This is a genomic window from Hydrobacter penzbergensis (assembly GCF_900106985.1).
Lineage (GTDB): Bacteria > Bacteroidota > Bacteroidia > Chitinophagales > Chitinophagaceae > Sediminibacterium > Sediminibacterium magnilacihabitans.
In genome coordinates, this window is the sequence record NZ_FNNO01000010.1 from 78,056 (window position 1) to 89,797 (window position 11,742).

Consider the following 11,742-nt stretch of genomic DNA (forward strand, 5'->3'; position numbering starts at 1 on the left):
GTCAAATCATGTACATCAGGAAAAGTATTGTAATTGCATTGATAGGATGTGCCGCTATGGCGCCACAATCATCTGTTCACGCGCAGGTAACCGCCACCAAGAGCAACAGCATTGCCGGTGGAGACCTGGTAGGAAGATGGGACCTCACCGTATTGGAAAATGGAAAAGAAAGGGCTTCTTGGCTGGAGATCGAGATTTCCGGCGTTAAAACCCTGGTGGGCCGGTTCGTGGCTTCAGGTGGAAGTGCGAGACCGGTTGCCAAAGTATTATTGAATGGTAACAAGTTCTCTTTTGCCATCCCGCCACAATGGGAGTCGTCGGAGAAAGACATGGTACTGGAAGGAGAACCTAATGGTGAAGGGATCAAAGGAGTGATACATTCCAGTATGGGAAAAGATCTTCCTTTTACGGGTGTAAGGGCGCCGATGCTCACAGAGAAGAAAAAAATTCATTGGGGAAAACCCATTCGCCTGTTCAATGGTAAAGACCTCACCGGATGGACAACAGACAGAGAGAACAACCAATGGATTGTTCAAAACGGGGAATTGATTAGTCCGCATTCCGGCGCCAATATCATTACCAAAGAAAAGTTTCGCGATTTTAAATTGCACATCGAGTTCAAATACAAGAAGAACAGCAACAGCGGCGTGTATTTGAGGGGCCGTTACGAAACGCAGATACTCGATAATGACCCTGCTGAACATCCGGGCAGCCATCTTTTTGGCGGTATTTACGGATTCCTCGTACCCAGTGAAATGGCTGCCATCGGGCCTGACCAATGGCAGAGTTATGATATTACATTGGTGGGCAGGATGGTTACGGTGGTTGCGAATGGCAAGACCATCATCTGCAACCAGGAGATACCAGGCATTACCGGCGGCGCGCTGGACAGCAAAGAAGGAGAACCCGGCCCCATTTACCTGCAGGGCGATCATGGTCCGGTGTCTTTTAGAAATATAGTGATTACGCCGGGCGAATAAACGGAATCTGCGCTGACTTGTATTCGATAGGTTTTCAACTACCTTTATTACTGGCAACACATGCAATATGAAAGTAGTTACCCATTTCGTTTTCCTGTTCCTTCCTTTAATTTTATCGGCTCAATCTTTTACACATATTCGCGATCTGGGTATACAACCCGGGGTAATGAAGTGGCCGAGGGAAATGTAGATGGAAAACTACTTTCTAATTTTTGTAATTATTATTCTACCGATGGCTAAACGTACAAAAGAGAAGGAGTTATTGTCTTTCTATGAAACAGAGGAGGGGCTGCACAAGATTAATACTATTAAGTCAGGATTATCTAATAATACGATTAAAAGTTTCCCTCAAATTTTTGCAACTATAGCCAAAAGCAATCTCCAAATCTTATTGGGTATTTCATTCTATTCCTTTATTAAGAAAGTCGAAGATCCTGGCAAGTTCTCTTTAAATGAAATCGAGTTTATGGCAGCTTTTTTTGGAGTCGAATATGATACTATGTTGAAATTTGTTAGAAGTGCTATGATCTTATCAAAAAATCAACGGAAATCATCAGTTAAAAAGAGATAATATCAGAAGATTTTGAAATGACAACAGCTCTAAAATCAAAACTCTTTCGAAATTATCATAATTGGTCCAAGGAACTTGTTGCTGAAAAATTGAACTTATCCTTAGACTATTATATAAGCTTTCAAAAGGGTATATCAAAAATAGATGGTAGACTACTTCAAACGATGTCTGAACTTTACCATGCTCCTATAGAATTATTTTTGTCGGATGATACCTCGCACTACTACTGTAGCCTTCCGTGTTTTTGTAGCCTTCCGTGTCATGTTGTGTTTCAGCAACAAGAATTTCACCTATTTGACCAAACTCCTCACGAGTTCATTTATCCCAGGCTTAAAGACCTTCAAAGCACCTTGGTCCACAGATAATTCCAATCCTAATACAGATTGATAAAAATTCTTACTCTGTGGGCGAGTTCACCCCGAATTCAATTTCCTGAATACATCAAAATCGGATTCAACTGATCAATACAATCGGATTTTGCACCTAAAGCTCTTTTTTACTAATGTTGTGTAATTTTATGTAAACTATTGATAATTGTTTTCATCTGGCTTGTAATCAATAGGCAGTATCGTAGATAGTTTTTCTGACCATGCCCAATAACCATATACAAATATATTTTCACCATAAGAATAATTACCATTTTTGTATATGGGTACACCTTTCTGAAATGGAAGTGTAATATCAGAAGAGATATAATCTTTGTCAGGTTTCTTTAGCAGAAACTTCGTGTATTCATATGGCTCTTTTTTGTGTAGGTAAGTAATATGTAAATAATCGCTAAACTCAAAGAATACAGCATTAGGTTCTACTGAGCTATCTACTGGAAAAATCAGGTTATCCCTTGGTATTAATTTGTCTAATATTACCTTATCATCATCACTAGATAACTTCATCACCTTAACGAAATATTCAAGCGAGTCTTTATTTAGATTAAGCTCCCCTTTTTCTTTACTATTGCCACCATTGCTTTTACTTGTTTTTTCCATTCGTTTATACAATTCCCTTACTCTATTTTTTTCTTCATCAGTCACCTTTTTCATAACCCTTACTTCAAAACCTTCCTCGGTCAGTTGATTGCTGAAGAGGCTTCTCATAAAATGCATCAGGGATCCTTTATAGGTACTTAACCTCGCAGATTCCCATTTTTTTTGTTCAGCGCTATTTTTAGGAACCATTTTTTCAAATAAAGGATAGCCAAGGAATTTAAATGTCTTGGCGGAAATATCAAACTCAAATTTGGATAACAAATATTTGATGTTATACCCTAATGCCCTGTTTTCAAAGATTAATTTTTCATGTGCAAAGGCCCTTACAGTATTTGCTTTATTAATAAATTTGAATCGTACAGCATGATGGTTTATTAAGGTGCAATTGGCAGCTATGGAAGATGTGCCTATAAAATTTGCTTTGAAATAATCACCCCATTTAGTCCATCCATCTTTATCATATGACTCTACAATAACCTCTTTCAGAATATTTGAAGAAGGACTCATTTGTATGGATAGTATTGCAGATTCTTGGGCAGGTTGTATTGTAGTAATATAAGGCTGATAATTTAATGAAGAAACAATGATTTCGAATTTTCCTTGAGGGATATGTTGAATTAGAAATTCACCTCTTTCATCACTTACAGTTCCGATAGAAGTGTGACTTAAAAAAATACTGGCACCTGCAATCGGTTGCTTTGTAAGGGTATCAATAATCTTACCCGTCAATTTTGATTGACTTATTGAAGAATATTGGACCAGACAACAACATACAATTAATAAAACCTTTTTCATGTAGATTATGGGATAGTCAAAATTGTAGCGTTTACTCATTAGTGAAGACTACTTTTGTAGAAGCCAAGAAATTATCTTTAAGTGAAACAAAATCCATTTTGTTCCAAACTAAAGGGTGACCTCCCTCCGGATTTCGGGCACTCCTAAGTCGGAGAATTCGGACTGTTTTGAAGGATAAAAAAACTCTTTATGAAGATATGTATTTTCCGGTGAAGCCAACAGGTTTTCTGTAGCTGCAAAATACATCCCTTCATGAAGAGGAACCTTGGGTACGTTTTTTTCCTTTCGCTCTTTTGATTGTTTTATGATGTACCCTTAAAAGAGGGCAGGTAATTAAGAATGAAAAAATCATCTTAAATTACCAAATATGACAAAGAAAAGCAGGCGTAAGTTCAGCGCCGAATTTAAAGCGAAAGTAGTGTTAGAAGCGTTAAAAGAGCGAGTGACGGTTGAAGAACTGGCACGCAAGCACGAACTGCATCCTACGCAGATAGCGACATGGAAAAAGGAAGCGATGTCGAATATGTCGAGTGTTTTTGGATCAGGCAAGTCGGATGCTGTCAGCGACAATGAGCGTCAGATAGAGCAATTATATGCGCGTATTGGCCAATTGCAGGTAGAGAACGATTTTCTAAAAAAAAGATTATGAGTAAGCCCCTGTTGGAGCGCCGGGGGATGGTTGACCGGACACATGGTAGCTTAAGTGTAGCTGGTCAATGCCGGTTGTTATCCCTGCATCGCAGTGGTCTTTATTATCAGCCGAGAGCGGAGCAGGAAGAGAACCTGGCCATCATGCGGCTAATGGACGAACAGTATTTTAAGACGCCTTTCTACGGTATACGCCGCTTAACGGTATGGCTGCAGCATCAGGGATATCAGATTAACCGCAAGCGGGTAAAACGGTTGATGGAGTTGATGGGTTGGAAAACCCTGTACCGCAGGAAGAATACCAGTAAGCCAGACAAGCAGAACCGGCTGTATCCCTACCTGCTCAAAGGTCTTCCCATAGAGCGGGTCAACCAGGTATGGGCGATGGACATTACTTATGTACCCATGCGAAAAGGCTTTATGTACCTGTGTGCGATCATAGACCTGCACAGCCGCTATGTATTGAACTGGAGCATCAGCAATACCATGAGTGCAGAGTGGTGCAGCCAGGTAGTGCGTGAAGCACTGGATAACCATGGCAGGCCGGAGATCTTTAATACAGACCAGGGCAGCCAGTTCAGTAGCACTGAGTTTACCCAGCAACTATTAGATGAGGGTATACAGATCAGCATGGATGGAAAAGGAAGGGCCATTGATAATATTTTCATTGAACGCTTATGGCGATCCGTGAAGTATGAACATGTTTACCTGTATGTTCCCGAAGACGGCGTAAAACTCTATGAAAGCCTGCAGCAGTATTTTTCGTTTTATAACCAACAGCGTCCACATCAATCTCTGGGTTATCAAACACCGGCCACCTGTTACCTGAATGCTAAAGCAGCTTGAGCAATGGCGTTATCCACATATCCACGTGGATAGCTAAAGAAAAGAAAAAAAGAAGCAAAAAAAGAAAAGAAAGGTAATAGTAGTATTAGTAGGTCTTTTATATCTTAGTTGAACACATTATCTGTCCTACAAGTAGGGTACATCATATTTTATCAGTTGTTCAACTACTACTTCAGCAGGCGTCTTACCATTTAAAGAACTGTGCGGTCGATAGTGATTATATTCCGCTACCCAGCCACTTATTTTCTCATAAGCATCCTCCAGAGATAGGAACCAGTGCGTATTTAAGCATTCATCGCGGAACTTCTGGCTAAATAGGGTTATTTATAATTAGCCACAACTCATTTTTTTAAGCAGATTTGGCGAAATATAACCACCTTATATCTCGCCAAATCGCGTATTTTTTTATAGTTTTGGCGAATTATAACTCATTCTTAATTCGCCAAAAGACGCAAAATGCTTATACAATGGAACCAATAATTGGACGAGAAACAGAACAGAATCTATTGTCTAAAATATTGAAATCAGGAGAAGCGGAGCTTGTTGCTGTGTATGGTCGCAGAAGGGTCGGAAAAACGTTCATTATACGTCATGCATATGAAAAGCAAATAGCTTTTGAATTTTCTGGAACACATAACGCCACTTTATACCAGCAATTAGACAACTTCCGCATTGCCCTGTCAAATGTGCAAGGTTTAAAATTAGGTACCCCCGCTAGTTGGTTTGAAGCTTTTGACATGCTAACCAAGTATTTAACGCCTATCATAAAACGGCAACGAAGAGTGGTATTTTTTGATGAGTTTCCCTGGATACATACTCCCAGATCCGGTTTTATGCAGGCTTTTGAGAATTTTTGGAATATGTGGGCCTCCCGGCAGAAAAATCTAATTGTTGTAATCTGCGGGTCGGCAGCCGCCTGGATGATCCAAAAAGTCATTAATAACAGAGGTGGGTTACACAATCGGGTAACGAGGAAAATGCGTCTTTTGCCTTTTACCGTCAGTGAAACGGAAAAATTTTTAAGAGCCCGGAAGGTTAATATAGACAGGTTTCAGGTACTTCAATTGTATATGGCAATGGGTGGGATACCCCATTATTTAAAAGAGATAGAACCGGGTGAAAGTGCCACGCAAGCAATTGACAAATTGTGTTTCACGAAAGATGGGATCCTGCAAGATGAATTCAAAAAACTATTTCATTCATTATTTGATGGGGCTGATGACCATATTGCCGTCGTTAAAGCACTTTCAAAAAAAGGAAGTGGCTTGAACAGGAATGAAATCATTGAAGCATGCGGGTTGTCTTCAGGCGGAGGGGCCACGCAATTACTGGAAGAACTTACAGAGTCGGGTTTTATAACACCATATATTCCGTTCGGAAAAACTACGAAGGATGTAGTTTACCGGTTGACTGACGAATACTCCCACTTCTTCATGAAATTCATTGAAAACAGTAAATGGCATGGTGCTGGCTCTTGGGAGAAATTTGCATCCGGCTCCTCTTGGAAAAGTTGGAGTGGAACTGCATTTGAAGCGATTTGTATGAAACATATAGCATCAATCAAAAAAGCACTGGGTATTGAAAATGTACATACTGAAACCTCTACATGGCGGTATAAACCTCAAAAGAATGAGCAAGGTGCGCAAATTGATTTGTTGATTGACAGGCAGGACATGTGTATTAATTTATGTGAGATGAAATTTTCAATCAATGAGTTTTCAATCACAAAAGGGTACAAAGAAGAACTATGGAAAAAGGTGCAGGTATTCAGAAGTGCGACTAACACAAAAAAAACATTATTCCTTACGATGATTACGACGTATGGGGTCACTACCAATGAATATAAGATTGGGTTAGTTCAGAATGAATTAACAATGGATATATTGTTTGATGAATAATCGCAACTCAAATCCTGCCCAATATCTTTTTTAATATTACTTCCAGCAGAAAACCTAAGCGTTGCAGAGCAGTAAGGGGTACTTCTTTTAACAGGTGCTCAGTTATTTGTTCGGGTTTAACAGATTCGGCAAGTTCATTTAAAACAATCGCAGCCCTATTAAGTCCAAGAACTAGAAATTAGATATTATCACTACTGCTATCTCATGCAGATGACCTGACAAACTCAGCTCAAACCCTTTAACTACTTTAAATAATCTTACACTCTTTCCAAGACGCAGATGCACGTAATTTTCACCGAAGCCGCTTCGATTGGCTTATTGTCGCTTAATCCTTCTTTCGAATGCGCTTAATCTCTCCATCATTTTCTCGAAGTCCATAGCTTCTCCCCGAAACATATTTTCTTTCATTAGTTCATAGTCCTCTCGGTAAGAGGCAACCCATGAAGTTGTTGGAAGAAAAGATAGGGTTTCACGATTGTGCCGGTCATATTGCACGTTTGCATCACGGATATAATACCTGCGGTGCGCAATAAGCTGGTCATACAGTCCCTGGTCTGAAATAGCCAGTTTCCCGTGTTCGGTGTCCATGGTCTTTTCCAGGTCATGCAGATGTCGCGACATACGTTCTGTCCGTATCCGGTCCGGAGGTTTGGTAAATTCTTCATGCAGGAGAAATACTTTTTCGAGTATGGTTATCTTTGGATCGATTGCATGGACGGCGAAAGAGTCGCCGGCATAATCCTGCCCTGGAATGGCTTCATCCATCAGTGCCCCTACCATTCTTTCATGGGATGGTTCAACAAGGGATCGTACACTCATTTCGATCTTAACGGGTGGCAGCAGGTAGGGATTCGCACCAAGTACAGTCGGATATTCGATAAAGATGGCTTGCGGATCAGTATCCGGGCGTTGCTGAGGTACTTCCTTTGCATAGATATTGATCGTTCCCTTCTGGATGCCAAGACGATACAACTCCTGTTCTACGGCTTGTCTGAATTCAGTGCTGGTAAATTCTACACCCTTTCGTTTTAATTTTTTGATTTGCGAATAAGTCAGTTCACCGCCGAACCCCAACGCTTCACGATTAATTGCCAGATCAATGTCTTCAGAGAACCTCGAGATCAGTTGCCAGCTCTTACTTAAAGAGGTGCCGCCCTTAAAAACAATATCTTTTGCAAATGGTGTATTAAAGATGGCCCGTAAGGCAACAGTCACCCACCAGTCTTTTTCCAATGCATTCTTGGGCGCTGATAATTTTGCCGATGCCTGGTCAAGCACCAGCTGCTTTCTATCATCCGATAATTCAAGCCACTTCATGTCTGTCTTTTATTAACTGTAGTAAATAATCATGAGTTTTTGCTGACGCGAGTTGCAGATCGTATTTCAAAAGTTGCGGGTCCTCCTTTTCAATCAGCACTTTGATACGAGCCCTCATTTCAGCTGTGATCTCGTTTAGATTTACATCTTCTAAAGCGCGTATCAGCATGCCGCTGATGGCGCCTTTAAAAGCAAACTTTTTGGGAGTTGTCGGCTTGAATACCAGCTTTCCTTTACCGATTTGAATATTACGCCGCTGGCCATCGGTCAGGTACACGATATTCATAGGCACCTGTGTCGACAAGCCCAGTCTGTTGAGAGCAGCCGCACCGGTTGGCAGAATGCGCACATGCTCTCTCGCTGCTATTGCCTCTGCTATTTTTTCCATGGAAGGAATCAGCTTACCCAGCTCATCGTCATATTGAGGGAGGTAATAGATCCCGTGTCCAAGTCTTTCAATGACACCTTCACTTACCAGGCGGGACAAAGCCTGCCTGATAGCATCGTCCGATCCCAAGCCTCGAAAGTCAGCAGGAAATAAAATAGCTCCAGGCGGAGTTTCCCGAATCTGCTCTCCGATATGTTGTTGAACTGATTTCATGTCACAAATTTATGCATAATTGTGACAGAAAACGTCACATTTGTCACGATTTTATGCAAAATCGTGACAAATGCTCACCACGGTACTTGATTCTTATCGGTCAAGGATTTCAGACAGGGCACCAGTTGATGATGATTTATGTCAATACCAAAAACCTGGTTTCCCCCGCCAGTTGGTTTGAAGCTTTTGACATGCTAACCAAGTATTTAACGCCTATCATAAAACGGCAACGAAGAGTGGTATTTTTTGATGAGTTTCCCTGGACACTTATATCCCAATGAAGAACGAATTGGGTCTTTGCAAACAGTATAGGATTTTAGAGGATTGGCAAGTTTGAGGAAGTAATCATAAACGTCATCAGTAAACTTTTCGGCAATCGCAATCAATCCCTTCGATTCAATATACCAAGCGATAGATGCAATGCTTTCAGCGGCGCTTTGTTTTACAGTTACTTTTCTGCCGCCCATTTTCTGATCAACTTCTTGCTAAACGACCGTGCATCTTCCAAGGAAAAGACCTTTTCGGCCTTTGATTTTAAGGCAGCTTTTTTTTGCAAAGCAGAATAATCCTTTGCAGGCACCAGAACGTATTTTTTCTTATCAATGATGATTTCTGTCATGATAAATATTTGCTCTTCAAATATACGATAAAGCAAGGGCAAAAAATACCCGCAAATCAACTGATCTGCGGGTATTCTGTGGGCCCACCAGGGCATGATCCTGGGACCCCCTGATTATGAGTCAGGTGCTCTAACCAACTGAGCTATAGGCCCTGATCTTTCGATCTTGGGCGGCAAAAATATAGAAAAGAAGATGATCTTCCTTGAAAATTGAAAAAGATGATCTTTCCTAAACAATAAAAGTTGCACTTTGGGGCAACTTTTGCTAACTTTGCTACGTGGAGAATTGGCTAAAATATGAAACATCGAACGGTTATTTTTTACAAGACTTATTTCGAGGAGTTCTTTGTAAGGCAACGAGACAACGTCAAAAACAAAATTGTTTGGACCTTAAATCTGATTGAGGATTTAGCGAAAATTCCTGAAACCTACCTCAAGCATATGGAAGGAACAAACGGACTATATGAGATACGGGTACAGCAGGGCAGTGATATCTTTAGAATTTTTTGCTTTTTCGATAAAGGAAGCCTTGTGGTATTGGCAAATGGTTTTCAGAAGAAAACCCAGAAAACTCCCAAGGCCGAAATAGAAAGAGCATTAAAAATCAAACACGAATATGAAAACGAAAAAAAACAATAATATAATGACGCTTGATCAATTCAAAGACAAGCATTACGGCAAACGAGGAACAGCAAAACGCGAAGAACTGGAAGACGGATATGATCATTTCAAGATAGGAGCCATGCTGCACGAAGCCAGGCTGGAAAAAGGCCTCACCCAGGAAGAACTGGCTGAAAAAGTAGGCATGGCAAAATCGTACATCTCAAAAATTGAAAACGATGTAAAGGAAGTCCGCATCTCCACTTTGCAGAAAATTGTTGAATTGGGCCTGGGCGGAAGCATTCAATTATCCATTAAATTATAATCTTGACTAAGAATATCATCTTCGACTTCGGCGGTGTTTTCCTCAACCTCGATTTCTCGCTGACAGAAAAAGCATTCAGAAACCTGGGCGTGCCTCAGTTCAACGCCATGTTCACCCAACACCATTCCAACGACCTGTTTATCAACCTTGAAACCGGTAAAATTTCTCCGCAGGAATTCTACGATGCCTTCTGCAAAGAAACCCAAACCAATCTCACCAATGAACAGATCCGTGATGCCTGGAATGCCCTGCTGCTCGATTTTCCACAGGAACGCGTGACCTGGCTGGAAGCCATCGGTAAAAAATACAATGTTTACCTCTTCTCTAATACCAACCAGATCCATTACGATTACTTCATGGCCGATTTCCGCGCCAACAACAATGGCCGCGATTTCAACAGCTTCTTCATTAAAGCCTATTACTCACATGAACTGGGCCTCAGAAAACCTGATCCTGAATCCTTCGAAGCGATCATTAAAGCAGAAAAGCTGAACTCCGCTGAAACCCTTTTCATAGACGATACTTACAAAAACATAGAAGGCGCACAAAAAACGGGCCTGCAAACCATTCACTTGGTGGCGCCGAAGACTGTACTGGAACTGGGATTGTAGTAATGGTTGAAGGTTTGGGCAGGTCCCTCGACTCACTGCGTTCGCTCGGGATGACGAGCAAGTCGTTTATTTTACCTCTTCAAACTCAATATAATCTTCACCTACCGAAGGCTTTGAAGAAGAAGCCCGCTGCTGGCCTTGCGCCTGTTGCTGCCTGGCAGCCTCCTGTTGTTGGCGCTGCATCTCCTGCAACTTCTCCCGCACCTGGGTGCTGGCCTTGCTCACCGGTATCGCAAAGTCGAAAATGAAGCGGTACACAATATAAATGATGAAACCGTAAACTAATATCTTGAACATGGGCAACAAAGTTAAACCAATAATACCAAGCCCCCGCCACCAAAAAGTTAAAACCCCTTAACGCCAAAAATTTGGAATATACCCCTGCAATACACTACATTTGCACTCGGAAATGAACAACAGAAGGGAACGGACACCGTTCCCTTCTCCTTTTTACATACCTGAAGAAATTAATGGCAAACGAAACAGCAATAGAAAAAATAGAGCAGCTTACCGACCAGGTTCTGGCCAATGAGCCCGCCTATTTCCGTGTGGCAGTGAGAATAAAACCTACCAACAACGTAAAAGTGTTCATCGACGGCGACCAGGGCATTTCCATAGAAAAATGCGTACAGTTCAACCGGAAACTCTATAAACTCATAGAAGAAACCGGCATGTACCCCGAAGGAGAATTTTCCCTCGAACTCTCTTCGCCCGGGGTAGACGAGCCGCTGAAACTGCAACGCCAGTACGTGAAGAACATTGGCCGCCAGGTAGAAGTACTCTTTACCGACGGAACCCAGAAAGAAGGCAAACTGCTCGAAGTGGCCGAAGCCGATATCATCATAGAACATACCGAGGGCAAAGGCAAAAAAGCAATAACACAGCAATTGGTAATACCATTCAATAACATAAAAACTACAACAGTTCAAGTCAAATTCTAATAAA

Annotated in this window: 14 protein-coding genes, 1 tRNA gene and 1 pseudogene; 8 read left to right on the top strand and 8 right to left on the bottom strand. The window is 41.3% G+C overall.

Annotation, left to right across the window (positions count from 1 at the left end; genetic code table 11):
* Window positions 1-8 precede the first annotated feature (8 nt).
* Together BLU98_RS11820 and BLU98_RS11825 are read left to right on the top strand one after the other, a co-directional pair.
* On the top strand, window positions 9-980 hold the full coding sequence (locus BLU98_RS11820) for a 3-keto-disaccharide hydrolase (protein WP_092724308.1): 972 nt from the start codon (window positions 9-11) through the stop codon (window positions 978-980).
* A gap of 232 nt (window positions 981-1,212) precedes the next feature.
* Entirely contained in the window at window positions 1,213-1,551 is a 339-nt protein-coding gene (locus tag BLU98_RS11825) for a hypothetical protein (RefSeq protein ID WP_139173910.1), read from the top strand.
* A gap of 524 nt (window positions 1,552-2,075) precedes the next feature.
* Here the strand turns inward: BLU98_RS11825 and BLU98_RS11830 are convergent.
* A complete protein-coding gene (locus tag BLU98_RS11830) occupies window positions 2,076-3,332 on the bottom strand; it encodes a carboxypeptidase-like regulatory domain-containing protein (RefSeq protein ID WP_257574935.1) in 1,257 nt (418 codons plus the stop codon).
* 367 nt (window positions 3,333-3,699) lie between these two features.
* Between BLU98_RS11830 and BLU98_RS11835 the strand changes: the two genes are divergently transcribed.
* Window positions 3,700-4,826, top strand: a protein-coding gene (locus tag BLU98_RS11835) for an IS3 family transposase (protein WP_371937896.1) whose coding sequence is annotated in 2 segments (ribosomal slippage) — window positions 3,700-3,979 and window positions 3,979-4,826 — 1,128 coding nt in all. Because the reading frame shifts where the segments join, the coding sequence is not laid out codon by codon here.
* A 126-nt stretch (window positions 4,827-4,952) separates the two neighbouring features.
* On the opposite strand, the pseudogene BLU98_RS11840 reads toward BLU98_RS11835, so the two are convergent.
* A pseudogene (locus tag BLU98_RS11840) lies at window positions 4,953-5,132 on the bottom strand (integrase core domain-containing protein); the annotation flags it as partial.
* Between the two features lie 161 nt (window positions 5,133-5,293).
* Between BLU98_RS11840 and BLU98_RS11845 the strand changes: the two are divergent.
* Window positions 5,294-6,724 carry an AAA family ATPase gene (locus BLU98_RS11845; RefSeq protein ID WP_092724314.1) on the top strand — a complete coding sequence of 477 codons (1,431 nt, stop codon included), beginning with the start codon at window positions 5,294-5,296 and terminating at the stop codon, window positions 6,722-6,724.
* 315 nt (window positions 6,725-7,039) lie between these two features.
* Here the strand turns inward: BLU98_RS11845 and BLU98_RS11855 are convergent, their stop codons facing one another.
* The 5 genes from BLU98_RS11855 to BLU98_RS11870 form a co-directional block, all read right to left on the bottom strand.
* On the bottom strand, window positions 7,040-8,041 hold the full coding sequence (locus BLU98_RS11855; RefSeq protein WP_092724316.1) for a nucleotidyl transferase AbiEii/AbiGii toxin family protein: 1,002 nt from the start codon (window positions 8,039-8,041) through the stop codon (window positions 7,040-7,042).
* Window positions 8,028-8,642, bottom strand: a complete 615-nt coding sequence (locus tag BLU98_RS11860) for a DUF6088 family protein (protein WP_092724318.1) — start codon at window positions 8,640-8,642, stop codon at window positions 8,028-8,030. Before BLU98_RS11860 ends, BLU98_RS11855 begins: the two co-directional genes overlap by 14 nt.
* Before the next feature lie 206 nt (window positions 8,643-8,848).
* A complete protein-coding gene (locus BLU98_RS17855) occupies window positions 8,849-9,109 on the bottom strand; it encodes a hypothetical protein (protein WP_257574936.1) in 261 nt (86 codons plus the stop codon).
* Window positions 9,091-9,261 (bottom strand): hypothetical protein, encoded by a 171-nt coding sequence (locus BLU98_RS17860; protein ID WP_257574937.1) that lies wholly within the window; start codon window positions 9,259-9,261, stop codon window positions 9,091-9,093. Before BLU98_RS17860 ends, BLU98_RS17855 begins: the two co-directional genes overlap by 19 nt.
* 79 nt (window positions 9,262-9,340) lie before the next feature.
* Window positions 9,341-9,414: transfer RNA gene (locus tag BLU98_RS11870), tRNA-Ile, on the bottom strand.
* A gap of 144 nt (window positions 9,415-9,558) precedes the next feature.
* Here BLU98_RS11870 and BLU98_RS11875 point away from each other — a divergent pair.
* Genes BLU98_RS11875 through BLU98_RS11885 form a run of 3 tightly spaced genes read left to right on the top strand, consistent with a single transcriptional unit; the run spans window position 9,559 to window position 10,797 of the window.
* Window positions 9,559-9,900 carry a type II toxin-antitoxin system RelE/ParE family toxin gene (locus BLU98_RS11875; protein ID WP_092724322.1) on the top strand — a complete coding sequence of 114 codons (342 nt, stop codon included), beginning with the start codon at window positions 9,559-9,561 and terminating at the stop codon, window positions 9,898-9,900.
* Window positions 9,878-10,186, top strand: coding sequence for a helix-turn-helix domain-containing protein (locus BLU98_RS11880; protein ID WP_092724324.1), 309 nt, complete (start codon window positions 9,878-9,880; stop codon window positions 10,184-10,186). Before BLU98_RS11875 ends, BLU98_RS11880 begins: the two co-directional genes overlap by 23 nt.
* Window positions 10,187-10,188: 2 nt before the next feature.
* Complete coding sequence (locus BLU98_RS11885) at window positions 10,189-10,797, top strand: HAD family hydrolase (protein WP_257574938.1); 609 nt, start codon at window positions 10,189-10,191, stop codon at window positions 10,795-10,797.
* Between the two features lie 66 nt (window positions 10,798-10,863).
* On the opposite strand, the gene BLU98_RS11890 is transcribed toward BLU98_RS11885, so the two are convergent.
* Window positions 10,864-11,094, bottom strand: a complete 231-nt coding sequence (locus BLU98_RS11890) for a hypothetical protein (RefSeq protein ID WP_092724328.1) — start codon at window positions 11,092-11,094, stop codon at window positions 10,864-10,866.
* 173 nt (window positions 11,095-11,267) lie between these two features.
* On the opposite strand from BLU98_RS11890, the gene BLU98_RS11895 reads away from it, so the two are divergent.
* Window positions 11,268-11,738, top strand: a complete 471-nt coding sequence (locus tag BLU98_RS11895) for an LSm family protein (RefSeq protein ID WP_092724330.1) — start codon at window positions 11,268-11,270, stop codon at window positions 11,736-11,738.
* Window positions 11,739-11,742 lie beyond the last annotated feature (4 nt).